Raw genomic sequence first — 24,544 nt, 5'->3', positions numbered from 1 at the left:
ACATTATTGATTAAAGGAGCAGCAAACATGAAGGTTGCAGGTGTGATTACCGAATACAATCCATTCCACAATGGGCACAAATATCAGCTGGAGCAGATTAAAAGGCAGACATCTGCTGATTATATCGTCGTAGTAATGAGCGGTGATTTCGTGCAAAGAGGTGAGCCTGCCATCATTGACAAATACGAGCGCACACGCATGGCTCTTTTGAGCGGTGCCGACCTGGTGCTTGAACTTCCATCGGTCTTTGCCACTGCTTCTGCCGAGTTTTTTGCCGGTGGCGGAGTCAGTGTACTCAAAAACACAGGTGTGGTGGACATGCTGTGCTATGGTGTGGAGTCTGTGGACCATGAGCTTACAAAGCTTGTTGCTGGCGTGCTTAAGAATCCGCCTTCTGAGTATTCCGCCTCTCTTGCCAGGCTGATTCAGGGCGGGATGAGCTTTCCTGCGGCCAGGAGCAGAGCGCTATGTGAATATTTTCGAGATACCTATGACAGCGCTTCCGAGAAATTAGATGCTTTCATAGCTTCACCCAATAATATTCTGGCCATTGAGTATGAGAAGGCTTTGATGGACTGTGATATTACAGGATTTCCTATTCAGCGCGTCGGTGAAGGATATCACAGCACTGATTCGACAAGTGAGTTTTCTTCCGCTACAGCTGTGCGCGGGGTGATTTCGACCTTAATTGATATAGACAAACACAACACTATTACTAATATGCAGCTTGATAATTCATGGATTTCCACAAAGTTCAGTCAGCTAATACCATCAGCCTGCGCCGATATTCTTGTCAATTGTATTTTAGGCGGTCATATTGTATTTCCGGATGATATTTCTGAAATGCTTTACTATCGCCTGCTGACCGGGAAGGATAAAGGCTTTGCGCAGTATGCAGACTGTACAAAGGAGCTTTCTGCAAAGATAGTTAAAAATATTTATAAATATGAAGGTTTTACGCAGTTTTGTAACTTACTGAAGAGTAAAAATCTGACTTATACGCGTATTTCGAGGGTCCTCACGCATATTTTACTTGGTATTGAGAATAATGATTTTAACATATGTATGAATAATCCTTATCTGCGCATACTCGGTTTCAAAAAATCATCAGGAGAGCTTATGCATCTCCTCAAAAAAAGAGCATCAGTGCCTATTATTACAAAAGTCGCTGATGCTCCGTACGAGCTTATTTCCAAGGATATTTTTGCTGCTGATTTGTATGGCAGGCTGTGTCATTCACAGCAAAATGAGTTTACACATGGGGTTGTAATTATTTAATCTACAGCTCCATTATAATTTCTCGTGCCAGACTTTCCTCTATAGGCTTTGCATACACTCCCGGTGCAAACTCAACAGTGGCTCCTATGCCCTTTTGGAGCACGAAGCGCAGCTTGCCGTCTCTCACCTTTTTATCGGTGTAGAGTTTCTTTACAAGCTCTTCCCTGTCTATATAGTCAGGTATACGTGTCGGAAGACCGGCTCTCTCATAGAGCTTTATCACGCGCTCTGCCTGCTCCTCCGACATATAGCCAAGCCGTGCTGACATAAGTGCCTGTGCTGCCATTCCAATCGACAGTGCCTCTCCATGCAACAGCTTGTAGTCGCTGACTGTCTCGATTGCCCGGCCTACTGTATGGCCCAGATTTAAGGTTTCGCGAAGTCCCGCCTCTCGCTCATCCTTCATAACCACATTGTACTTGATACGACAGTTATTTTCTGCGATATACTCACATGCAAATTTCTTGAATGAATATATATCATCCAGATTTTCCTCTATAAATTCAAACATATCCTCGCTGCCTAAGCATGCATGCTTGATAGTCTCTGCCATGCCGCTTGCCATCTGGCGCTGTGGCAGTGTTTTCCAGGCAGCTATGTCTATATATACCTTTTGGGGCTGATTGAACAGACCTATGGTGTTGGTAGCAAGAGGTGTATCAATTGCTGTTTTTCCACCTACCGATGCATCTGCCGCCGCTAGAAGGGTGGTTGCATAGTTGATAAACGGTACTCCTCTGCCGTAGGTTCCTGCAATAAAGCCCGATAAGTCGGTTACCACACCTCCACCGACTGCAATAATACAGCAGTCTCTTCTGTACCCCTTTTTAAGCATGGCATCCTCTATCTTTGCCTTTGTCTCACGTGACTTGCTCTTTTCCCCAGCCGGGAAAACAAACAAATCCACTGAGTATCCCGCATGCTTTATCTTCTCACAGATTGGAAGAGCATAAGGATCACGCACATTTGTATCTGTAATCACTGCAAATTTCTTTATCTTGCCCGCAAGACCATTTTCCAGGTCAGATACAAGGGTGTCTGAGAGGTTGTAGCCTATCTCAATATCATATGTGTCATCTACTACTTTTTTGAGTTCTACATTGAATATGCTCATTTTTTCTCCTGTTATGCTATATTTTTGTTTCTTTTATGTGGGAAACTGCTACAGTATCCCCACAGCCTGCTTGGCGAGCTTATCTGCCTCTTCGTTGCCCTCTACTCCTGAGTGTCCTTTTACCTTCACAAAGGTAAGCTTTATTTTATCCTTAACTGACATGATGTATTCGTGATAAGCTATAGTGCCTGCCTTGTTTCGCTTCCAGGCCCCTGTTGCCCACATCTCTATGCCCATGTAGTCATAGTATATGACCAGTTCCTTAATTCCAAGCTCTATAGCCTTTTTTACGGCAGCCTCCGCGCCCTTTATCTCTCCTGCTACGTTGCGCATTGTGACCATCTCGGCATCATTATCTGCCCCCTGCAGCACGTATTTTTCATGGTCAGTCACAAGAAAGCCTCCATAGCCATAGGTTTGTGTAACCTTGTTAAAGGAGCCGTCTACAAACGCATACGTACTATTTTCGCCGGATGATTTCATTCCCGTAATGGTTTTCTCTCCGGCAATAATTTTCTCTCCGTTAATAAATTTTTCTGCCTCTTCTATCGTCTTAAAGCTTTTATACACTGCTCCCTGATATCCGTCAACCATTGCTTTGCAATCATTCCAGTTGAAATATATCCCGGGAACCTTTCCCTTTTTTACCGCATAGTATTTTGATGCCATGCTTTATTTCTCCTATAACACTCTTGACAAAAATTCCTGTAATCTCTCACTCTTTGGTGCGCCAAATACTTCCTCAGGTGTGCCCTCCTCAGCTATGGTACCCTCATTGATGAACATCACTCTGTTGGCCACTTCTCTGGCAAAGCCCATCTCGTGTGTCACGACTACCATTGTCATGCCTGCCTCTGCAAGCTCCTTCATTACTGAAAGCACCTCACCTACCATCTCAGGGTCAAGTGCCGATGTAGGCTCATCAAACAGTATGACATCAGGATTCATAGCAAGTGAACGGATAATTGCCACTCTCTGCTTCTGTCCTCCGGAAAGCTGCGCCGGATATGCATCTGCCTTATCGAGGAGACCTATTCTGGTTAGAAGCTCATCTGCCTTCTTTGATGCCTCATCCTTCGTCATCACACCAAGCTTCACCGGTGCGAGCATGATATTTGCTTTTATTGTCATGTTGGCAAACAGATTGAACTGCTGGAAAACCATGCCGATTTTCTGTCTGGTCACATTGATGTCTGTCGACTTATCTGTCAGGTCTGTTCCTTCAAAAAGGATTTGTCCTGATGTAGGTGTCTCGAGCAGATTGAGGGAGCGTAAAAATGTAGACTTTCCACAGCCTGACGGTCCGATGATGGCAATTACATCACCTCTGTTCACCTCTGTGCTTATGCCCTTTAATACCTCCTGCTCTCCAAAACTCTTGTGCAGGTCTTTTACCTCTAGTATCACGTTATTATCTTTCATTGCTTCTCAGTCTCCTCTCAAGTTTGCTTACTCCGTGGCTTAAAAGCATCACTATAACCAGATAAATAAGGGCTACAGCAATAAGCGGTATAAATGCCTCGTATGTGTTGCTTCGTATGATATCTCCACCCTTTGTCAGATCCATCATACCAATATAACCACTGATTGATGTCTCCTTTAGGAGGCTGATAAACTCGTTAAGCAGCGCCGGAAGTATATTTTTGACAGCCTGCGGTATGATAACAAGCTTCATGGTCTGTCTGTAGTTGAGTCCTAAGCTTCGTCCTGCCTCAAACTGTCCTATATCTACAGACATGATTCCTGAACGCACAATCTCTGCCACATATGCAGCTGAGTTGAGGCCGAAAGCAATGACTGCTACAAGTATCTTGTTGGTCACAGATGCAAGCACTACATAGTATATAATAAGAAGCTGTATCATGACAGGTGTTCCCCTGATGATAGTCAGGTATGCCTTGCAAATTCCGTTTAATATGGCAAGACCGCCGTTTCTGTCATGGCTGGTTCTGACTATCGCAATTAAAAATCCCAGCACAATACCAAGCATTACGGCAAATATTGTGATAACTATTGTATTGCCAAGACCCTTTACGATATACATGTAACGATTGTCCTTGACAAAGTTGTCATAGAGCTTTTCCTTTATACCGATAGAAGAACCCGACTGGCTGTCTTTTACGATAATCTCCTGCTTTGTGGTAATATATGTATCGGTAAAATCAACATTTTTCTGTCTGTCCTCTGTCACTGTAAAGCCTGCTGCCCCGACATCCACCTTGCCTGATGATACAGCGGCAATGATTGCGTCAAACTGCATATCCTCTACCTGCATATCCATGCCAAGCTCATCGGCTATGGCCTGCATGATATCCATATCAATTCCTGTGACCTTGTTGTCCTCATAGTACTCATATGGAGGGAACTCTGCATTGGTTCCTACCTTAAGTGTTCCGTTTGACCTGTCAATGTCCTTCTTCACGTAGGGAGTCTTTCCCACCTGATCCTCAGAGCCGATATAGTTGTCGATGATGCTCTGAACTGTTCCATCCTGCTGCAGCTTTTCAAGCGCAGTGTTTACCTTGTCGCGAAGCTCTGTATTGCCCTTTTTCAGGCAGAATGCATAGTCCTCGTTGGTAAACTCCTCGTCCAGTATCTTAAGTCCTTTGTTTTCTTTTACAAAGGCAAGTGCCGGCTGCTCATCAATAACTACGCAGTCAATCTTGCCGACCTTTAATGCCTGGACTGCATCAGCACCCTTATTGTATCTCTCTACCTTGGTGCCTGAACCGTCGTTCTCATAATCAGATACATAGATATCTCCTGTGGTACCGAGCTGGACACCTATTTTTGCGCCCTCCAGATCGTCCACACAAGCGACCTTTTTGCTGTCGCTTTTGCCGCATGCGCATAAGCTAACGATGAACGTAGCCATTAATGCTGCCATAAGCAAAATCATAATCGGTTTTTTCTTAATGGATTTCATATTATTCCTCATTTCTGTATAAATATTTATTCACAATTATATCATATTAGTTTATAAAATAAAAGAGCCTGATTTTCTCAGACTCTTTTATACCAAATATTTATGCATCATGCTCCATGTTACTTAACTTCTTCGCCTGGTCGGCTGCGATACAGGCATCAATTATTTCCTGGATATCTCCGTTAAGAATCTTGTCAAGCTTATAGAGTGTCAGATTGATTCTGTGATCTGTCACACGTCCCTGTGGGAAGTTGTAGGTACGAATCTTCTCAGCACGGTCTCCTGTACCGATCTGGCTTCGTCTCTCCTCTGCCTCTGCATCCTGCTTCTTCTGAAGCTCCATGTCATAGAGCTTTGTACGAAGAAGTGCAAAAGCCTTTTCCTTGTTCTGTATCTGCGACTTCTCAGTCTGGCTGTAGATGACAATACCTGTTGGATAATGTGTCAGTCGGACTGCTGAATCTGTTGTGTTGACACACTGTCCACCGTTTCCGGAAGCACGCATTACGTCAATTCGGATATCCTTGTCATCAATCTTGACATCCACATCCTCTGCCTCAGGCATTACAGCAACTGAGCATGTAGAGGTCTGGATACGTCCCTGCGACTCTGTCTCAGGCACTCGCTGCACACGGTGTACTCCCGACTCATACTTTAGGATAGAGTATGCACCTGAGCCCTTTACCATGAACTCGACAGACTTCATACCGCCGATTCCTGTCTCATCGGCATCAAGTGTCTCCACCTTCCAGCCTCTGTTCTCTGCGTAGTGCACATACATACGGTAGATTTCCGCTGCAAAAAGTGCTGCTTCCTCTCCGCCTGCACCGGCACGGATTTCGACTATTACGTTCTTGTCATCGTTAGGGTCCTTTGGCAGAAGAAGTATTTTAAGCTTCTTCTCAAGCTCCTCCACCTGCTCCTTTGAATCCTTAAGCTCTTCCTTTGCGAGCTCTCTCATCTCTTCATCTGATTCCTCATCCAAAATAGCCAGTGAATCCTCGATATTCTGCTTGCACTCTTTATATTTCTTATATGTCTCAACTATAGGAGCAAGGTCACTCTGCTCCTTCATAAGCTTTTTAAATCTGTTTGCATCATTTGCCACATCCGGCTCGCTGAGCAGATTCATCAGCTCTTCATAATGGTGTATAAGATCTTCTAACTTATCAAACATGTTTTTCCTCCTTGCTGTCAAACACTCCCGATACTACCCTGTCATTTCCCGCCAGGTCCTTTATCACATGTACATCGCTAAATCCGGCAAACTGCATCATCTCTGACACCTGTCTGCCCTGGTCACAGCCTATCTCAAAAAGCAGCCTGCCCTGTGGCTTTAGATTTGCTCTGCAATCCTTTATGATGCGCCTGTAAAATAAAAGTCCATCCTCAGAGCCGTCAAGAGCCTCATGCGGCTCAAACACAGACACCTCAGGCATCAGATGCGGTATCTCGTCGCTTCTTATATATGGTGGATTGGATACTATCACATCATACATCTCATCGACATGCTCAAACAGATCGCTTCTCTCAAAATCAACAAACACGCCGTTAATCCTTGCGTTTTCCTTTGCCACATTGAGCGCCTGCTTTGAGATATCACAGGCTGCACCGTCCACATTAGTCGTATTCTTTAAGATGCTTATAATTATGCAGCCGCTTCCTGTACACATATCAAGCACTCTCATACCCGGCTCTATCACCTTGAGTGCCTCCTCTACAAGAGTCTCTGTATCCTGACGCGGTATGAGCACATTGCTGTTCACACGGAATTTGAGTCCCATAAACTCCTGCTCTCCGACTATGTACTGGAGCGGAATACGCTCAGCGCGCTTACTCAGCAATGCTTGATATTCCCCTATCTGCTCCTGCGACATTTCCTCATCCATATGCACATAGTAATATGTGTGATTTATCCTGCATGCCATGGCTAAAAGCAGCCATGCATCGTTTTTTGCATCAACTATCTTTGCTTTTTGTAATATGCTTTCCCCAAGTAAAATTGCTTCTCTATATGTCATATATACCTTCTATCCGGCGGTCAATGTGCACACACATTGTTTTCCTCCTGCCATTTCTTCCAGTCAAACACGGCCTCAACCGATGCGATGCCAACCTCTATCATTTCATCATCCGGCTCCTTTGTGGTCATTCGCTGCATTAAAAGCCCCGGGACACTAAGCATGTTGACAACCGGATTGTCATATCTGCCCGCAAGTCTGATAAACTCATACGATACCCCTGCGATTACAGGAATAAGCACAAGTCGTAACAATAACTGCAGCGGCTTTGAATCCACACGGATAAACATGAAAAACAATATGCTTATAAGCATTACTATAAGCAGAAAGCTTGTACCGCAGCGCTTGTGATGCTTTGAGCTTTTTCTCACATTTTCCACTGTAAGAGGCAGTCCGTGCTCTATGCAGTTGATGCACTTATGCTCAGAGCCATGATACATAAATGTGCGCTTAATATCAGGGGTCAGCGATATAATTGCTATATACCCCAGAAATATTGCCAGTCTGATAACGCCCTCTATGAACGCTATGAGCATCTGTGAGCTTATCACCTTTTTAAAAAACCCTGAAAGGAAATACGGCAATGCAAAAAACAGCGCGAGTGCTATGACAATTGACAGTACCACTGTACCTCCAAGCATGGCATTTTCCTGTTTCTTTTCTTTGGCAGCCCTTTTTTTCTTTTCTTCCGCTGTGAGTTCTTCTTCCTTTTCCTTTTTCTTTGAAGCCAAGGTACCTTCATCATCCTCGTCCTCGAAAAATGACGCTGAATACATCAGTGTGCTCATGCCCAGATAAAGCGAATCGACAAAGCTCACCACACCTCTTAAAATAGGAATCTTTCTAACTGCATCAAGCGCCTTTGAATTCTTACGCTTTGACACCTTGACATCTATTTCATGGTCAGGCTTCCTTACGGCTACAGCGTATGTGTCCTTGTTCTGCATCATTACGCCCTCCATGACAGCCTGACCGCCAATACCTGAATACTTCATAAAACCTCTCTATATTCCAAAAAAGGTTGAGGTATATTGCAACCTCAACCTTTCAAGTAACTATATGATTCTATTTCATACCATATTTCTTATTGAACTGCTCAATACGTCCACGAGCCTGGTTAGCTTTCTGCTGACCTGTGTAGAATGGATGGCACTTTGAGCAAATCTCTACGTGGATCTCCGGCTTTGTAGATCCTGTAACGAATGTGTTACCACAGTTACATGTAACAGTTGCCTGATAATAATCTGGATGGATTCCTTCTCTCATGATTTTCACCTCTTTTATATTCTTATCGTATTTCTTTAGCTTCACTCTTTATACCCGTATGCCCGATCCGCATATGATACTTGCTGCAAGAGCGACACGTTGCGTCCGTTTACATCCCGATAAACAGCTTAATTATTGTAGCACATGAATCTGTCAATTGCAAGACATTTTTATAAAATTCTGTTTTTCTTTACAAGATTAACAAATTCCTTGTTGCTCTTTGTGTGTGCAAACATGTTGAGTACGTTCTCAACAGCCTCATCAGAGCGCATGCCGTTGAAGGCTTTACGCATATTATCGACTGCTGCCTGCTCATCCTCATCAAGGAGCAGATCCTCACGCCTTGTTCCTGATTTTACTATATCTATAGCAGGGAAGATCCTCTTCTCGGAAAGCTTTCTGTCGAGCACAAGCTCCATGTTTCCTGTTCCCTTGAACTCCTCAAATACTACATCATCCATCTTGCTTCCGGTATCAACAAGAGCTGTTGCAAGTATTGTCAGACTGCCGCCGTTTCTCATATTACGTGCTGCTCCGAAAAATCTCTTTGGCATATGAAGCGCTACAGGATCAAGTCCTCCTGAAAGTGTACGGCCTGATGGTGGAACTGTCACATTGTAAGCTCTTGCAAGCCTTGTTATGCTGTCAAGGAGTATCATGACATCATTACCATGCTCTACAAGGCGCTTTGCTCTCTCTATTACCATCTCTGACACTCTCTTGTGATGCTCAGGAAGTTCATCAAATGTAGAGTAGATTACCTCGACATTGTTCCCCTCTATAGCCTCCTTGATATCTGTAACCTCCTCCGGTCTCTCATCAATAAGGAGAATAATAAGATGCATCTCAGGATTGTTTACAGTGACAGACTTTGCAACCTCTTTAAGTAATGTGGTCTTTCCGGCCTTAGGCTGTGAAACGATCATGCCTCGCTGTCCCTTTCCTATTGGAGAGATGAGATCTACAACCCTCATCGCAACACTTGCTCCAGGTCTCTCGAGACGCAGTCTCTCATTCGGGAATATAGGCACAAGATCCTCAAAGCTTGTACGCTTCTGTGCTACATCCGGTGTATATCCGTTGACAGTTGTCAGGTATAAAAGAGCCTGGAATTTCTCACGCTCAGACTTCACCTTCATATTACCCTTTACGATATCACCTGTCTTTAAATTGAAGCGGCGTATCTGCGCAGGTGCCACATAGATATCATGATCTCCCGGCATATAATTATCACAGCGGATAAATCCAAAGCCCTCCGGCATTACCTCAAGTATGCCTTCTGCCTCTTCTCCACTGTCGAGTGCTGCATAATCATCTTTAAAAGAGTTGGCGCGCTCCTCGGCTGTACCGTTTTTCTCAGCCTCCTCAGCCTCTTTTGCATCCTCCTCGAGCATTCTTTCAATAATCTGTCCCTTTTTCAGTGATGAAACGCCCTTAATTCCTCTTGCCTTCGCCAGATCCTTAAGCACAAATGCCGACAAACTTTCATATTTTTCTCTCATCTGTTCCATTTCGTCTTCTCCTTAAATTTGATAACAGTATTTATTCAATTCGTCTAAACAATATTATTTAACAAATATATCTGTGTAGCTATTGGGAAATAACGCCTGAATTGACTTTTGAATTATTAATTATTGATTATACATCATTTCTTTAAAAATATAAAGCGATTTCTTATTTTTTATCATATTTTTATATAATCGGTTATCTGCATAGTTACTTGATTTAAATCACCTGCAATGTTATGATTATTCAAAAGAATTTTTAGAGGGAGAATTACCATGGATAATAAAGAAAAAGCACTGAAATGCCACGAAGAGTGGAACGGAAAACTCGAAACCATCGCCAAATCAAAGGTTAATTCGAGAGAGGACCTTGCAATTGCATACACCCCAGGTGTTGCTGAGCCATGTAAGGTCATAGCCGAGGATAAGGAGGCTGCATACAAATACACCTGGAAGGCAAATACCGTTGCCGTAGTGTCAGACGGAAGTGCTGTGCTTGGTCTTGGAAACATCGGTCCTTACGCTGCCATGCCTGTCATGGAGGGTAAATGCGTACTTTTCAAGGAGTTTGGAAACGTAAACGCTGTTCCTATCTGTCTCGACACTCAGGACACTGAGGAGATTATTGCTGCAGTCAAAAATATCGCACCGGGCTTTGGCGGAATAAACTTAGAGGATATTTCTGCTCCGCGCTGCTTTGAGATTGAGGAAAGACTTAAAGAGATGCTCGATATTCCTGTATTCCACGATGACCAGCACGGAACTGCAATCGTCGTACTCGCCGGTATCATCAACTCTCTGCGCCTGACCGGCAAAAAGAAAGAGGACTGCAAGGTTGTTGTAAACGGTGCAGGCTCAGCAGGTGTTGCCATCACTAAACTTCTTCTGACATACGGCTTTACACATGTGACCATGTGTGACCGTCTAGGCATCATAGGAAAGGACTATCCAAACCTCAACTGGATGCAGCAGAAAATGACAGAGGTTACAAACCTTGAAAATGCAAAGGGTACTCTCGCAGATGCTTTAAAGGGTGCTGACATATTCGTAGGTGTTTCCGCTCCAAATATCGTCACAGCCGAGATGGTTTCTTCTATGAACAAGGACTCTATCCTTTTTGCCATGGCAAATCCTGTTCCTGAGATTATGCCTGATGTGGCAAAGGCTGCAGGTGCCAGAGTGGTCGGTACCGGAAGAAGTGATTTTCCTAACCAGATAAACAACGTGGTTGCATTCCCCGGAATCTTCAAGGGTGCCTTAGAGGGACGCGCCACGCAGATCACTGAGGAAATGAAGCTTGCTGCCGCAGAGGCACTGGCCGGTCTTGTTTCAGACGAAGAATTAAATGATGATTTTATTATGCCTGAGGCATTTGACCCGCGTGTTGCCGCTGTTGTCAGCGAAGCTGTAAAGTCACATATTTAATATGAGATACTATTCCCTCAACAGATACTGCCGCGATACATTCGGTGAAAAGCTTTACAAGCTCTCTCTAGATGGAGGCATGACCTGTCCAAACCGTGATGGCACACTCTCATCGCTTGGATGCCTGTACTGCAGCGCCGGTGGCTCCGGTGATTTTGCGGCGGACCGCAGCCTTTCCATAAAGGAGCAGCTGTCTGCCGCTAAGGAAAAGGTTGCTTCAAAGAGCAGCTGTGAGCACTTTATCGCATATTTTCAGGCTTTTACCAACACATATGCGCCGGTAGATTATCTGCGGCGCATATTTTATGAGGCTATAGAAGATCCATCTGTCGCTGTGCTCTCCATCGGCACAAGAACAGATTGTTTTTCTGCTGAAATTTATGATCTGCTCTCAGAATTAAACGAAATAAAGCCCGTTTGGGTTGAGTTGGGCCTTCAGACCATTCACCGGTCTACTCTTGATGCCATGAATACACATACATGTGTTGATGATTTCATCATTGTAACAGATGAGCTTAGACGCCGTGGCATAAAGGTTATTGCACATCTCATACTCGGGCTTCCTCATGAAACACGCGGCATGATGCTTGAATCAGTTGATTTTGTTGCTAAAAGCGGTATTTTCGGAGTTAAGCTTCAGCTGCTGCATGTGCTAAAGGGCACACCACTGGCTGATATGTATATTAAACAGCCATTTGAGCTTTTTACGCTGGATGATTACTGCGATTTTGTGGTAGACTGTATAGAAAGACTTCCAAAGGATATGGTTATCCACCGCATGACCGGTGACGGACCACGTTCTTTACTTGTTGCACCTCTTTGGAGCACAGATAAAAAACGGGTTCTGAACACAATCAATAAAAGATTTAAAGTGCGAGACACATATCAGGGACGATTAAACTTGTTTTAAAGGAGAAAATCATGGCTGAGCCATTTACCATATATAAGCTGACAATTTTATACATGCTCGACAAAGCGGGCTTTCCGCTGTCAAACACACAGATTTCCAATTTCTTTTTGGAAAAAGAATACACCGACTACTTCCGTGTACAGGAGGTCATCGGTGATTTAGTAAATGCTGATTTAATTAATTTCGAGTCTACTCATTCCAATACACAGTACACTCTGACTGCTGCCGGAAAAGAGACTCTCGGTTTCTTCAAAGACAAGATTACCGACGGTATTGAGTCCGATGTAAAGAGCTTCTTTACGGACAACAAGCTCGAGTTCAGACAGGAAAACTCCATTCTTGCCGACTATTACAGGACAACTGACCGCAAATATGCAGTACGTTGTCAGGTACGCTCAGAGAGCACCACCATCATCGACCTGACTCTCTCAGTCGGCACAAAGGAGCAGGCCGAGGCCATCTGCAGCAACTGGAAGAATCAGAACGAGGATGTGTACGCATACCTCATGGATATGCTGCTTCGATAGATTATTTTTTAGTTTTTCTTACAGAGTAGCCGAAGCTTCCGAGCTTATCTCCAAAACCAAAATACTCTCCGTGCGAGTACATCACGAGGCCGGTATCATTGATATGAAATTTCCCGGTCCCGTCCATGTATTTATCATCCACTGTCACGCCGACGACGTCTGCTATAAACATTGTATGGCTGCCGAGCTCCTCGATTTTTCTTACCCTGCACTCAATATTTACCGGGCTTTGTGATATTCCCACTGCTGACACATGCTGCATCGCAAGCGGTGTCAGATGCAGTTCTTTAAATTTATCCACATCCCTGCCGCTTTTCACTCCGCAGTAGTCGCAGGCTCTAAGCAGCTCCTCGGTGGTCAGATTAACCACAAACTCTCCCGTTTCTTTAATCATGTTATAAGAAAAGCGCTCCGGCCTTACAGATATTGAAAGCATAGGCGGATTGGTGCACACCGTCCCCGCCCATGCCACTGTTATTATATTGTTATTTCCGGCCTTGTCAGTGACACTCACCATCACAGCCGGCACCGGGTTTAGCATATTGCCCGGCTTCCAGTTTTGTTTTCCCATATGTTAATTTATCCTTTAATTTTTCTTTAATATCCTTTTATATCCACTAATTTTCCTTTAGTTTTTCCATGCTTTCTTTAAGCCTTGCCCGGTTTGCATCCTCAAGCTCCGTGAGTGGCAGACGAAGTCCTCCCACATTATATCCCAAAAGCTTCATAGCTGCCTTTACAGGAATCGGATTCACCTCACAAAACAGTGCCTCTATTAAATCCAGGTATTTAAGCTGGATATCAAGTGCTGATTTAATATTTCCATTCAGGTATTCCATTACCATATCGTGCACTGCAGCGGGCATTACATTAGACAGCACTGATATCACACCGATTCCACCGAGTGAGAGTATTGGGATGACCTGGTCATCGTTTCCCGAATAAATATCGAGGTCATTTCCTGCCAGCTTCTTTAGCTTTGCAACCTGCGATATATTGCCACTCGCTTCCTTGATTCCTACTATATTTTCAAAATTCCTGCCAAGCCTTGCCGCAGTCTGTGGAAGTATATTGCAGCCTGTGCGCGACGGTACGTTGTACATAATGATTGGAAGCCTAACCGCCCCTGCTATCGCTGCATAGTGCGCATAAAGACCATTCTGTGTGGCTTTATTGTAGTAAGGTGTGACAACAAGCAGACCGTCTACACCAAGCTTTTCAGCCTTCTGTGAGAAATCTATCACATTTTGTGTGCAGTTGGCACCGGTTCCCGCTATTATAGGAATCTGCCCGGCTGTCTCGTCTACCACACATTTTATTACCGAAAGCTTTTCTTCCTCTGTCATTGTGGCAGGCTCACCTGTCGTGCCACACACGATAATTGCATCAGTGCCACCGTCTATCTGCCTTCTCACCAGCGTCCTAAGCATTTCATAGTTTACACTGTTATCCTCATTGAAAGGAGTAATTAGCGCTACTCCGGCGCCCTTAAACAGAGACATATATACCTCCCAAATACACTATTTTACTGAACTAGTTTATACTAAACTATTTAACCTATACTAAAATATTAAAGTCTGATGTCAGGATTTTCTTTTATTATATCAGCAATTAATTCTCTCTCATCCATGTGATGCTTCACACCCTTTATCTCCTGATAATCCTCATGGCCCTTTCCTGCAAGTACTATGATATCACCATCCTTGGCATTCTCCATGCAGTATCTGATAGCCTCCTTACGGTCAGGAATTGTCACATACTCTCCATCTGCCTTGTGTACACCCTGTAAAATATCATTGATTATGTCCATAGGCTCCTCATCTCTTGGATTATCGGATGTGACAACAGTAAGGTCTGCAAGTCTCGATGACACCTCTCCCATCTCATAACGGCGTGACTTTGCCCTGTTTCCGCCACAGCCAAACAGGCATACAAGTCTTCCCGGCTCATACTCCTTAAGAGTGGTGAGAAGGCTTTCAAGTGCCATCGCATTGTGTGCATAATCAATCATAAGGGTATATCTCTTTGTAACAGGAACAATCTCTATTCTGCCCTTTACACTCACATGATGAAGAGCCTCCCCGATTGCCTTTTTATCCACATTGAAATGATGGCAGATAGCAATGGCTGTTAGTGAATTGTATACTGAGAATTTGCCCGGCACATTGACCTCCACATCAAAATCCAGAAGCCCTGATACATGATATTTAACGCCGAGTGCTCCATGCTCCTTTTTAAGCTCAACATTTTCTGCTATCAGGTTGTTTGTGGACTTGTAGCCGTAAGTCTCCACCTGGCATGTGTGTCCCTTCATAACACCCTCTAAGTGCTCATCATCTCCGTTAAAGATACCAAGCCTGCACTGTCTGAATAAAAGACTCTTGCAATGCATGTAGTCTGCAAAATCCTTGTGCTCATGCTCTCCGATGTGGTCAGGCTCAAGATTTGTAAATACACCGATATCAAAGGTAAAGCCCGATACTCTGTGAAGCATTAGAGCCTGTGATGACACTTCCATAACAACTGCATCAAGGCCTTCATCCACCATCTCCTTAAACAGCTCCTGAACTCTGTATGACTCAGGTGTGGTATTTGCTGACGGAATTCTCTTGTCACCACATATAGACTCTATTGTACCGATAAGTCCTGTCTTTATGCCGGCTGACTCAAGAATTGACTTTACCATATATGTGGTAGTGGTCTTACCCTTTGTACCTGTAATACCGATAGTCTTTATCTTCTCGGCCGGATAATCAAAATAAGCTGCTGACATACACGCAAGTGCAAGCCTTGTATTATCTACCTTAATATATGTCACCCCTTCGATAGGAGTCACATCTTTTTCGACAACCACTGCCGCTGCACCTTTCTTTACCACATCAGGGATGAAATCATGTGCATCTGACACAGCTCCCGATATGCACACAAATACCGATGCCTTCTCCACCTTGCGCGAGTCATACACGAGTGTGGAAATCTCTATATCCGTGCTTCCTGCTAATACTTTATAATCCATTCTTTCAAGTAATTTTTCAAGCTTCATTTTATTTTCTCCCATATTTTATTATATTTTTGATATATATTTTCTGTTAATTTTGTTTCTTAAAGATTTGTAACTATTCAACCACAGACATTCGCCAAACCGCACAATACTTGTGCTTTATATGATATCAATTTCTCCTGAGAAAACCTCAGTAGCAGGGCCAGTCATAAACACATGATTGGTTTCAGGTATATACTCGATAGTCAGATCTCCGCCCCTTAGATGCACAAGCACCTTGTTGTCAGTCTTTTTGTTGAGTATACATGCCATGACGGTCGCACAGGTTCCTGTACCGCAGGCCCATGTCTCAGCGCTGCCCCTCTCCCATACTCTCATTTTCGCCTCATTCCTTGAAAGTATCTCTACAAACTCCGTGTTGGTTCGCTTTGGAAACATCTTATGATTCTCAAAAAGCGGACCGTATTTCTCAAGCTCAAAACCTGCCACATCATCGACAAACACTACCGCATGAGGATTTCCCATTGAAACACAGGTCATGTGCCACTCTCTATTGCCTGCTGAAATCGGTTCATCTATTACCCTGTAGTCATCACTATAAGCACTTCCGTCTGCTTTAACAACCGGAATGTCCCCAGGCGTCAGAATAGGCTCACCCATATCCACGCGCACCTGTGATACCTTATTTTCCTCAACATATAGTGTAAGGTACTTGATGCCTGCTCCTGTCTCAACCGATATTTCAGTCTTGTCAGTAAGTTTATGGTCATACACGTATTTCGCCACGCAGCGTATGCCGTTTCCGCACATCTCGGCTTCCGAACCGTCTGCATTATATATCCTCATTCTAAAATCTGCCTTATCAGACGGACCTATTGTGATTAGTCCGTCTGAGCCTATTCCAAAATGCCTGTCACTGACATATATTGACACCCTTGCCGGGTCATCCAACTTCTCTTCAAAAAGGTTTACATATACATAATCATTTCCACAGCCGTGCATTTTCGTAAATTTCATAGTGATCACCTCGTTATTGGTTTTATATTGGTAACTATATTATACAGCGCACTTTCTTGTTTTTCTATAGCATTTTGTGCGTTTTATATTGCGTTTTGTGCTGTTATAGATTATGCTTATAGTAACATCTTATTATCAAAGGAGCATATCATGGATTCAAATTATACAAAAGCAGGCTACCTGACGGAGCCTTTTAAAATATTTCATCTAAGAGATGAACACAAGCTAAATATAGATTTCCATTACCATGATTTCCACAAAATTCTGATTCATCTGCACGGCAATGTATCCTACTGCATTGAGGGCCGCAGCTATGAGCTCAAAGAACATGATATCGTGCTTGTCAATGCCGGCGAGGTTCATAAGCCAATATTAAATGACGATTCAATTTATGAAAGAATCATTATATATGTATCACAGCAGCTTATTGACGATTATGTGAGCAAAGGCTATGATCTGGCATGCTGTTTCAAGCAGGCCTATGCTAACCAGTCACATGTACTAAGACTCGCTGCGACCAAAGGCAGCCGCCTGGCTGATACAATCAAGGGACTAGACTCTACACTTAGAGAAACCAATGAATATGCAAATGAGCTGTACCAGAAGCTCCTGTTTTTAGAGTTTCTGATACAGCTCAATCGTATCACCCTGCATGGCGGTATCGAATATATTAACACATTTTCCTCAAACAAAAAAATTGTAGAGATTTTGGATTTCTTAAATAAGAATTTAACAAACCGTATAAGTATTGATGAACTGGCAGATAAATTCTATATGAGCAGGTATCACCTGATGCACACCTTCAAGGAAGAAACCGGCTGCACCATAGGTTCATACATCACAACAAAGCGTCTGCTGCTCGCCCGCGATATGATTCGCGACGGAAGCAGTGTGTCTGCCGCCTGCGATGCCTGTGGATTTGGAAGCTATTCCTCATTTATCCGTGCATACCGCAAGCAATTCCATTCTACCCCTACAAATACATAAAAGCTTCACGATATATCACAGGAAGCTTTTAATTATTTTTAATGCTGCATTATCTCTCATTAATCACATTTATAAGCTCAGGTATGAGCTGCTTCTTACGCGACACTACTCCCTTAAGCATAATTCCATCCTTGCTCTGTGGCAGATTGTATGCTGAAGCTGCTATTGACGCTGCCTCTGCACCACTGTAGATGAGATATGTAGACTCATTAAGTATATCCGTGAGCATAACAAAGAGCATATCAAGCTGTTTTTCCACCTGCATCTTGTCAAGCAGAGGCACCACTCTCGCCTGTACCTTATCGAGCTCTGTTCTCGAAAGAGCAGAAATCTGTGATACTCCAAATGTATAATCCCCTGAATGAAAGATTTTAAAATCCTGATTTAATATTTCCTCTTCTGTCTTGTTAGCAAAGTTACTGCCTGCCTCGAACATTTTCTGGGCAAACTCTTCTACATCTATCTGCGCAATCTCCGCTAGGATAAGTGCTGTAGATTTATCAACCTGGGTACATGTAGGCGAACGGAACACTAGTGTGTCAGAGAGTATTGCAGCGCACATAAGCCCCGCCATCTGAGGAGTAACCTCCACACCCTTTTCCATATACATCTGATAGATGATGGTTCCGGTACATCCAAGCGGCTGATTTCTGAAATACACAGGTCCTATTGTCTCAAGAGAACCAATTCGATGATGATCAATTATCTCAAGAATCTCAGCCTCATCAATGTTGGCCACTGCCTGTGAGGTCTCATTATGATCCACAAGTATCACCTGTTTTTTCCTTGCATTCATTAAATTTCTGCGTGAAAACATACCCACATAATTTTGGTTTTCGTCAAGTATTGGGAAATCCCTGTGTCGGATTTTTGAAACAGTATCACGCACATCATCCACATAATCATCCAAATCAAAATGAATAAGATTTTCCCTTGTCATAAATGATTTTATCGGCATACTCTGGTTTATCAGACGCGATGTGGTAAACGTGTCATATGGTGTACTTATCACTACCACATCCTTAGCGTTTGCAGCATTTATGACATCCTTCGATATATCGAAGCCGCTTGTCACAATGATACAGCTGCAGTTTGCCTCAATACATATAAGCTGTGACTCTTCACGGTCTGATATGATGACCAGATCATCCTCAGCCACATTGCCCTTTATAGTATCAGGTGTACCTGCTGCAACTATAACCTTTCCTTTCACAAAATAGCCATGCTCATTGCCTGCAACTATCTTGCCATCCAGCGTCTCTATAATATTTCTGTACTGGGTCCTCGCTTTTGCCAGGATAGAATTGTCATACACATCCATATATGACTTTGCTATATCACCTGTCACAATAAGTCCTTCAAGCTTGTCCTTCTTATTGACAACCGGAAGAGTGACTACGTTGAGTATCTTCATCATCTCCCATGCCTTTTTCATGGATAGATTACTGCTGACACCCTCAGTCCTTCTGATATGTATATCCTTTATCTGTGTGCCAACATCCTTTAAAAGGGCAGGCGTATCTGCCTTAAAATAATCCAGCACAAATGCTGTCTCTGCACTGATGCTGCCTGCTCTCATTGGTATGTATTCCATCGTATCGTCTGTATGTGATTTAAGGTTTGCATACGCTATTGCTGCACAGATAGAATCTGTGTCAGGATTTTTATGTCCAACAACTCTTACAATCTTTTTTGCCATTTAGTCTTCCTCTCTGTCTGCCTTATAAAATGTCAAAATATGGTGCAACTCCCTGACTGGGAACTGCACCACCCTATTACAATAATATTTATTAAAAAATCGAACCAAAGAACCCCAATATATACAATGCGATTGCAACAAAACCAAATGTATTGATAATAGCCAGCACAGTAGAGATGACTGCAAAAGTCTTTGTTGTTCCTACCTGCTTCTCAAGCTCTGACACTGTGTCCACCTTGTCTCCCATTACCTTAAAGAGATCCTGAATATTCCTGAAGCACTTAACATTCTCTGTATGTACCTTGTCAGACAGCTCCGCCTTTAACGAAACAAGCTGATCATTAAGCTCTGTAAGCGACTGAAGCATATGGGCATTCGCCTCATTTACCGCTGATGTAACTGCTGCTGTGCCCTCCTCTGTGATACGCCTTGTCTGCTCTAATGTGTCACCAAAATCAAGACTCTGGCCTATATTCTGGCTGATGCCTGATATCTCAGTGCCAAGTGACTGTCCGAGATTTCCAATCTGTCCGGACACCGAACTACCAAGATTGTCCATATTGGCATTTACCGAGCGTCCAAGATTATCCATATCTGAGCTTACCTGACGGCCTAAGCTGTCCATGCCTGCATTCATAGATTGCTCTATCTCAGCCATCTTTTCATGAACACTTTCTATAAGCACATCTATCTGCTTAGCAACCTGTGCAGTGATTCCATCGGCTTTTTCCTGTCTCTCGTCAAGTATCTGCTGCAGCTCCTCTGCCTTAGCTTCCCTCTCCTCAACTATGGTTGAAAGCTCCTCTGCTTTTGATTCTTTCGTATTGAGCATCTCCTGAAGACGTTTTGCCTTTTCACGAAACTCATCAATTTGTGTTAACAAAAAATCATCTTTATCCATTTGTATATTATCCTCTTTTTTCTGCACTCTTTCACTACGGTTAACATCGTCTCTTGCTACACGGGATGCCATTACTGTTCTTGAAGGTACTGCCCGCTCCGCTTGTTCTGTAGATATAAATCTTTTTGCACGTCTATCAAATATGCCTGACATTCGTATTCCTCCGATGGTTCAATTAAATACCATTAACATATATATTGTACCATTACATATTGTATTTGTAAACAAAAAAACCACGAAATATAGTGTAATCACAGGAGAAAAAGCAAAAATCCCACAGGGCAAATGCCCTGTGGGATAAAATATATACCGTGACTAATGAATTAGTCCTCTCCGTATAATTTAACGAGTTTCTCAAGGTGTGTATAACGTGCCTTAGCTGTCTCCTCAGACTTAGCAAAGAGTTTCTCTGCTCTCTCTGGGAATGGCTTGATAAGACGAGTATAACGTGCCTCGTTGTTAAGGAACTCCTGGTAAGATCCGTCGCCGGCCTTTGATGTAAGTGTGAATGGATTCTTTCCTTCAGCCTTGAGTGCAGGGTTGAATGAGAAGAGATTCCAGTATCCAGCCTTAACAGCCTTCTTCATCTCATCCTGGCAGTGGTTCATACCACCCTTAGCGATACCGTGAAGCTCGCAAGGTGCGTATCCGATGATGAGTGATGGTCCCGGATAAGCCTCAGCCTCTGTGATAGCCTTAACAGCCTGTGCTGGGTTTGCTCCAAGAGCGATCTGTGCAACGTATACATATCCGTAGCTCATAGCGATCTCTGAAAGTGACTTCTTGCTTGTCTCTTTACCGGCTGCTGCGAACTGACATACCTCACCGATGTTAGAAGCCTTAGAAGCCTGTCCACCTGTGTTAGAGTACATCTCTGTATCGAATACCATTACGTTTACGTTCTCACCAGAAGCAAGTACATGGTCTAATCCACCGAAACCGATATCATATGCCCATCCGTCACCACCGAAGATCCATACAGATTTCTTTCCTAGGTAATCCTTCTTAGCAAGTACTTCTTTAGATTTCTCACATCCGGCTGCTGCTGCCTTCTCTAACTCTGCAATAAGAGCTGTTGTTGGCTCAACATTTGCCTTTGTGTCATCCTTTGTCTCAAGGAACTTATCTGCTGCTGCCTTGAACTCAGCTGTAGCCTTGTCTGATGCAGCGATCTCTTTAACAAGCTCGATAGCCTGGTCACGGAGATATCTCTGTCCAACTTCCATACCTAAACCATGCTCAGCATTATCCTCGAAGAGTGAGTTAGACCAAGCTGGTCCCTTCTTAGAGTTGATATTTACTGTGTATGGTGATGTAGCTGCCGGGTTACCCCAGATAGAAGAACATCCTGTTGCGTTAGAGATGTACATCTGCTCACCGAAGAGCTGTGTAATAAGTCTAGCATAAGATGTCTCAGCACATCCTGCACATGAGCCTGAGAACTCAAGGAGTGGCTGGTTGAACTGTGATCCCTTAGGTGTTGTATCAACCATTCCGGCATCTGTCTTCTTAGAAACGTTAGCTACTAAGTAATCAAATACTGGCTGCTCTGCTGCCTGAGACTCCTGTGGCTGCATTGAGATAGCTGCTGTAGGACAAACTGTGATACACTCACCACATCCCATACAGTCAAGTGGAGATACGCTCATTGTATACTTGTAAGCGCCTGCCTTTGGCTTCATATCAGCAACCTTCATGTTGTCAGGAGCTGCCTTTACTTCGTCATCTGTAAGTAAGAATGGACGAATTGTAGCGTGAGAACATACAAATGCACAGTTGTTACACTGGATACACTTCTCTGGATCCCACTGTGGAACTGTAACGGCTGTTCCTCTCTTCTCGTATGCAGAAGCACCTGTTACATACTGTCCGTCTGCCTTGTCAGCGAATGCTGAAACTGGAAGGCTGTCTCCATCCATCTTAGCGATTGGATCAAGAAGCTCGTTAACAAGCTTAACAACCTCTGGACGTCCTGTGCGCTCTGCCTTAGGAGCATCTGCCTCTGGATTCTTCCAAGACTCAGGAACCTCTACCTTATGTACAGCGTCAACACCGGCATCGATAGCCTTGTAGTTCATCTCTACTACTGCATCACCCTTCTTTGAGTATGACTTCTTAGCAGCAGCCTTCATGTACTCTACAGCCTTATCGATAGGCATTACGTCAGCAAGCTTGAAGAATGCAGACTGGAGAATTGTGTTAGTTCTCTTACCCATTCCGATCTCGATAGCCTTGTCGATAGCGTTGATTGTGTAAAGCTGAATGTTGTTGTCAGCGATATATTTCTTAGCGTCAGCGTTGAGGTGATGAGCAAGCTCTTCATCTGACCACTGGCAGTTGATCATGAATACTCCGCCTGGCTTAACATCCTGAACCATCTTCATGCCCTGGATAACATATGCAGGGTTGTGGCATGCTACGAAGTCTGCCTGGTTGATGTAGTATGGGCTTCTGATTGGGTTGTCACCAAATCTCAAGTGAGAAATTGTAACACCACCAGTCTTCTTTGAATCATACTGGAAGTATGCCTGGATGTATTTGTCTGTGTGGTCACCGATGATCTTTGTAGAGTTCTTGTTAGCACCTACAGTACCATCTCCGCCGAGACCCCAGAACTTGCACTCTTTTGTACCAGGTGCAGATGTGATAGGAGCTGGCTTAACCTCTGGAAGTGAAAGATTTGTAACATCATCCACGATTCCAATTGTAAATCTGTGCTTAGGAGCATCCTTCTCAAGCTCTGTATATACAGCAAATACTGAAGAAGGTGGTGTATCCTTAGATCCTAATCCGTAACGTCCGCCTACTAATACAACATCGTTCATTCCTGCTTCACGAAGTGTTGTAGCAACGTCTAAGTATAATGGCTCACCAAGTGATCCTGGCTCTTTTGTACGGTCTAATACAGCGATCTTCTTTGCTGTCTTTGGAATAGCATTAAGAAGAGCCTCTGAAGACCATGGACGGTAAAGACGTACCTTAATAAGTCCGACTTTCTCTCCCTTTGCTGTTAAGTAATCAATTACTTCCTCAGCTACATCATTGATAGAACCCATAGCGATGATTACACGATCTGCGTCAGGTGCTCCGTAGTAGTTGAATAATTTGTAATCTGTACCAAGCTTAGCATTAACCTTGTCCATGTACTTCTCAACAACTGCTGGAAGCTCATCATAGAACTTGTTACATGCCTCTCTATGCTGGAAGAAGATATCTCCGTTCTCGTGTGATCCACGAGCTGCTGGATGCTCTGGGTTAAGAGCGTGTGCTCTGAATTCTGCAACTGCATCCATTGGACACATCTCTTTGAGATCTTCATAATCCCACTTCTCGATCTTCTGAATCTCATGAGAAGTACGGAATCCATCGAAGAAGTTGATGAATGGAACCTTTCCCTCAAGTGCTGCACAGTGTGCAACCGGTGAAAGATCCATAACCTCCTGTGGATTTGTCTCACAAAGCATTGCGAAACCAGTCTGACGACAAGCATATACATCACTGTGATCACCGAAAATATTCAGTGCATGTGAAGATACTGTACGAGCTGATACGTCAAATACGCAAGGAAGATTCTCACCTGCGATTTTGTACATATTAGGGATCATAAGTAAAAGTCCCTGTGAAGCTGTAAATGTTGTAGTAAGTGCACCAGCTGCAAGAGATCCGTGAACTGTACCAGCGGCACCTGCCTCAGACTCCATCTCAACTACCTTTACAGTGCTTCCGAAAATGTTCTTCTGTCCTGCTGCTGACCACTGATCAACTGTATCAGCCATTGGGCTAGAAGGTGTGATAGGATAGATTCCGGCAACCTCTGTGTAGGCATATGCTACATGAGCGGCAGCGGTATTTCCATCCATCGACTGTTTTGCTCTAGACATGATATTTCCTCCTGTAAAATAAATGTTCAATTATAGACATGAATCAGAATGTCTCTACATAATAGTTTAGTTTGTGCGCTGTAAAA

The 24,544-nt window shown here is 43.6% G+C and carries 21 protein-coding genes; 5 read left to right on the top strand and 16 right to left on the bottom strand.

Going from position 1 to position 24,544, the window contains the following annotated elements:
* Window positions 1–27 precede the first annotated feature (27 nt).
* Window positions 28–1,278, top strand: a complete 1,251-nt coding sequence (locus EUBREC_RS06660) for a tRNA(Met) cytidine acetate ligase (protein WP_012742346.1) — start codon at window positions 28–30, stop codon at window positions 1,276–1,278.
* A 1-nt stretch (window position 1,279) separates the two neighbouring features.
* On the opposite strand, the gene aroB is transcribed toward EUBREC_RS06660, so the two are convergent.
* From aroB to rho, 9 genes are all read right to left on the bottom strand, one after another.
* Window positions 1,280–2,392 (bottom strand): 3-dehydroquinate synthase, encoded by a 1,113-nt coding sequence (gene aroB, locus EUBREC_RS06655; RefSeq protein WP_012742345.1) that lies wholly within the window; start codon window positions 2,390–2,392, stop codon window positions 1,280–1,282.
* Window positions 2,393–2,440: 48 nt separating this feature from the next.
* Complete coding sequence (locus EUBREC_RS06650) at window positions 2,441–3,061, bottom strand: ribonuclease H1 domain-containing protein (protein WP_012742344.1); 621 nt, start codon at window positions 3,059–3,061, stop codon at window positions 2,441–2,443.
* Between the two features lie 12 nt (window positions 3,062–3,073).
* Window positions 3,074–3,814 (bottom strand): amino acid ABC transporter ATP-binding protein, encoded by a 741-nt coding sequence (locus EUBREC_RS06645; RefSeq protein WP_012742343.1) that lies wholly within the window; start codon window positions 3,812–3,814, stop codon window positions 3,074–3,076.
* Window positions 3,804–5,318 carry an ABC transporter substrate-binding protein/permease gene (locus EUBREC_RS06640; protein WP_041253999.1) on the bottom strand — a complete coding sequence of 505 codons (1,515 nt, stop codon included), beginning with the start codon at window positions 5,316–5,318 and terminating at the stop codon, window positions 3,804–3,806. The genes EUBREC_RS06645 and EUBREC_RS06640 overlap by 11 nt, the downstream gene beginning before the upstream one ends.
* Window positions 5,319–5,418: 100 nt before the next feature.
* Window positions 5,419–6,495 carry a peptide chain release factor 1 gene (gene prfA, locus EUBREC_RS06635; protein ID WP_012742341.1) on the bottom strand — a complete coding sequence of 359 codons (1,077 nt, stop codon included), beginning with the start codon at window positions 6,493–6,495 and terminating at the stop codon, window positions 5,419–5,421.
* On the bottom strand, window positions 6,488–7,339 hold the full coding sequence (gene prmC / locus EUBREC_RS06630; protein ID WP_012742340.1) for a peptide chain release factor N(5)-glutamine methyltransferase: 852 nt from the start codon (window positions 7,337–7,339) through the stop codon (window positions 6,488–6,490). The genes prfA and prmC overlap by 8 nt, the downstream gene beginning before the upstream one ends.
* 20 nt (window positions 7,340–7,359) lie before the next feature.
* Entirely contained in the window at window positions 7,360–8,334 is a 975-nt protein-coding gene (locus EUBREC_RS06625) for a DUF1385 domain-containing protein (RefSeq protein ID WP_012742339.1), read from the bottom strand.
* A gap of 70 nt (window positions 8,335–8,404) precedes the next feature.
* Entirely contained in the window at window positions 8,405–8,605 is a 201-nt protein-coding gene (gene rpmE / locus EUBREC_RS06620) for a 50S ribosomal protein L31 (protein ID WP_015516145.1), read from the bottom strand.
* Window positions 8,606–8,775: 170 nt separating this feature from the next.
* A complete protein-coding gene (rho, locus tag EUBREC_RS06615) occupies window positions 8,776–10,107 on the bottom strand; it encodes a transcription termination factor Rho (protein ID WP_041254554.1) in 1,332 nt (443 codons plus the stop codon).
* Window positions 10,108–10,386: 279 nt separating this feature from the next.
* Here rho and EUBREC_RS06610 point away from each other — a divergent pair, with 279 nt between their 5' ends.
* Genes EUBREC_RS06610 through EUBREC_RS06600 form a run of 3 tightly spaced genes read left to right on the top strand, consistent with a single transcriptional unit; the run spans window position 10,387 to window position 12,972 of the window.
* Complete coding sequence (locus tag EUBREC_RS06610; RefSeq protein ID WP_012742336.1) at window positions 10,387–11,535, top strand: NAD(P)-dependent malic enzyme; 1,149 nt, start codon at window positions 10,387–10,389, stop codon at window positions 11,533–11,535.
* 1 nt (window position 11,536) lies between these two features.
* Window positions 11,537–12,445, top strand: coding sequence for a tRNA modification radical SAM protein MnmL/YtqA (mnmL, locus tag EUBREC_RS06605; RefSeq protein ID WP_012742335.1), 909 nt, complete (start codon window positions 11,537–11,539; stop codon window positions 12,443–12,445).
* Window positions 12,446–12,456: 11 nt separating this feature from the next.
* Window positions 12,457–12,972, top strand: coding sequence for a DUF4364 family protein (locus EUBREC_RS06600; protein ID WP_012742334.1), 516 nt, complete (start codon window positions 12,457–12,459; stop codon window positions 12,970–12,972).
* A 1-nt stretch (window position 12,973) separates the two neighbouring features.
* Here the strand turns inward: EUBREC_RS06600 and EUBREC_RS06595 are convergent, their stop codons facing one another.
* The 4 genes from EUBREC_RS06595 to dapF all read right to left on the bottom strand — a co-directional run bounded on the left by EUBREC_RS06595 (window position 12,974) and on the right by dapF (window position 16,990).
* A complete protein-coding gene (locus tag EUBREC_RS06595) occupies window positions 12,974–13,543 on the bottom strand; it encodes a flavin reductase family protein (RefSeq protein ID WP_012742333.1) in 570 nt (189 codons plus the stop codon).
* Window positions 13,544–13,589: 46 nt separating this feature from the next.
* Window positions 13,590–14,474 carry a 4-hydroxy-tetrahydrodipicolinate synthase gene (gene dapA, locus EUBREC_RS06590; protein ID WP_012742332.1) on the bottom strand — a complete coding sequence of 295 codons (885 nt, stop codon included), beginning with the start codon at window positions 14,472–14,474 and terminating at the stop codon, window positions 13,590–13,592.
* A 68-nt stretch (window positions 14,475–14,542) separates the two neighbouring features.
* Window positions 14,543–16,015 (bottom strand): UDP-N-acetylmuramoyl-L-alanyl-D-glutamate--2,6-diaminopimelate ligase, encoded by a 1,473-nt coding sequence (locus EUBREC_RS06585; protein WP_041253998.1) that lies wholly within the window; start codon window positions 16,013–16,015, stop codon window positions 14,543–14,545.
* Between the two features lie 117 nt (window positions 16,016–16,132).
* Window positions 16,133–16,990, bottom strand: coding sequence for a diaminopimelate epimerase (gene dapF, locus EUBREC_RS06580; protein ID WP_012742330.1), 858 nt, complete (start codon window positions 16,988–16,990; stop codon window positions 16,133–16,135).
* Between the two features lie 150 nt (window positions 16,991–17,140).
* Here dapF and EUBREC_RS06575 point away from each other — a divergent pair, with 150 nt between their 5' ends.
* Entirely contained in the window at window positions 17,141–17,977 is an 837-nt protein-coding gene (locus tag EUBREC_RS06575) for an AraC family transcriptional regulator (protein WP_012742329.1), read from the top strand.
* A 49-nt stretch (window positions 17,978–18,026) separates the two neighbouring features.
* Here the strand turns inward: EUBREC_RS06575 and EUBREC_RS06570 are convergent, their stop codons facing one another.
* From EUBREC_RS06570 to nifJ, 3 genes are all read right to left on the bottom strand, one after another.
* On the bottom strand, window positions 18,027–19,676 hold the full coding sequence (locus tag EUBREC_RS06570; protein WP_012742328.1) for a putative manganese-dependent inorganic diphosphatase: 1,650 nt from the start codon (window positions 19,674–19,676) through the stop codon (window positions 18,027–18,029).
* A 91-nt stretch (window positions 19,677–19,767) separates the two neighbouring features.
* Window positions 19,768–20,730 (bottom strand): hypothetical protein, encoded by a 963-nt coding sequence (locus tag EUBREC_RS06565; RefSeq protein ID WP_012742327.1) that lies wholly within the window; start codon window positions 20,728–20,730, stop codon window positions 19,768–19,770.
* 170 nt (window positions 20,731–20,900) lie between these two features.
* Window positions 20,901–24,458, bottom strand: coding sequence for a pyruvate:ferredoxin (flavodoxin) oxidoreductase (gene nifJ / locus EUBREC_RS06560; protein WP_012742325.1), 3,558 nt, complete (start codon window positions 24,456–24,458; stop codon window positions 20,901–20,903).
* Window positions 24,459–24,544 lie beyond the last annotated feature (86 nt).

The sequence above is a fragment of the Agathobacter rectalis ATCC 33656 genome, from assembly GCF_000020605.1.
Taxonomy (GTDB): domain Bacteria; phylum Bacillota; class Clostridia; order Lachnospirales; family Lachnospiraceae; genus Roseburia; species Roseburia rectalis.
This window is presented reverse-complemented; position numbering and strand designations above follow the sequence as displayed.

Coding starts and splice junctions, on each gene's coding strand:
- EUBREC_RS06650 (WP_012742344.1), bottom strand. CDS start 3,061: ATGGCATCAAAATACTATGCGGTAAAAAAGGGAAAGGTTCCCGGGATA.
- prmC (WP_012742340.1), bottom strand. CDS start 7,339: ATGACATATAGAGAAGCAATTTTACTTGGGGAAAGCATATTACAAAAA.
- mnmL (WP_012742335.1), top strand. CDS start 11,537: ATGAGATACTATTCCCTCAACAGATACTGCCGCGATACATTCGGTGAA.
- nifJ (WP_012742325.1), bottom strand. CDS start 24,458: ATGTCTAGAGCAAAACAGTCGATGGATGGAAATACCGCTGCCGCTCAT.
- dapF (WP_012742330.1), bottom strand. CDS start 16,990: ATGAAATTTACGAAAATGCACGGCTGTGGAAATGATTATGTATATGTA.
- EUBREC_RS06625 (WP_012742339.1), bottom strand. CDS start 8,334: ATGAAGTATTCAGGTATTGGCGGTCAGGCTGTCATGGAGGGCGTAATG.
- rpmE (WP_015516145.1), bottom strand. CDS start 8,605: ATGAGAGAAGGAATCCATCCAGATTATTATCAGGCAACTGTTACATGT.
- dapA (WP_012742332.1), bottom strand. CDS start 14,474: ATGTCTCTGTTTAAGGGCGCCGGAGTAGCGCTAATTACTCCTTTCAAT.
- EUBREC_RS06585 (WP_041253998.1), bottom strand. CDS start 16,015: ATGAAGCTTGAAAAATTACTTGAAAGAATGGATTATAAAGTATTAGCA.
- EUBREC_RS06645 (WP_012742343.1), bottom strand. CDS start 3,814: ATGAAAGATAATAACGTGATACTAGAGGTAAAAGACCTGCACAAGAGT.
- EUBREC_RS06565 (WP_012742327.1), bottom strand. CDS start 20,730: ATGTCAGGCATATTTGATAGACGTGCAAAAAGATTTATATCTACAGAA.
- EUBREC_RS06660 (WP_012742346.1), top strand. CDS start 28: ATGAAGGTTGCAGGTGTGATTACCGAATACAATCCATTCCACAATGGG.
- EUBREC_RS06570 (WP_012742328.1), bottom strand. CDS start 19,676: ATGGCAAAAAAGATTGTAAGAGTTGTTGGACATAAAAATCCTGACACA.
- aroB (WP_012742345.1), bottom strand. CDS start 2,392: ATGAGCATATTCAATGTAGAACTCAAAAAAGTAGTAGATGACACATAT.
- prfA (WP_012742341.1), bottom strand. CDS start 6,495: ATGTTTGATAAGTTAGAAGATCTTATACACCATTATGAAGAGCTGATG.
- EUBREC_RS06600 (WP_012742334.1), top strand. CDS start 12,457: ATGGCTGAGCCATTTACCATATATAAGCTGACAATTTTATACATGCTC.
- EUBREC_RS06640 (WP_041253999.1), bottom strand. CDS start 5,318: ATGAAATCCATTAAGAAAAAACCGATTATGATTTTGCTTATGGCAGCA.
- EUBREC_RS06595 (WP_012742333.1), bottom strand. CDS start 13,543: ATGGGAAAACAAAACTGGAAGCCGGGCAATATGCTAAACCCGGTGCCG.
- EUBREC_RS06610 (WP_012742336.1), top strand. CDS start 10,387: ATGGATAATAAAGAAAAAGCACTGAAATGCCACGAAGAGTGGAACGGA.
- EUBREC_RS06575 (WP_012742329.1), top strand. CDS start 17,141: ATGGATTCAAATTATACAAAAGCAGGCTACCTGACGGAGCCTTTTAAA.
- rho (WP_041254554.1), bottom strand. CDS start 10,107: ATGAGAGAAAAATATGAAAGTTTGTCGGCATTTGTGCTTAAGGATCTG.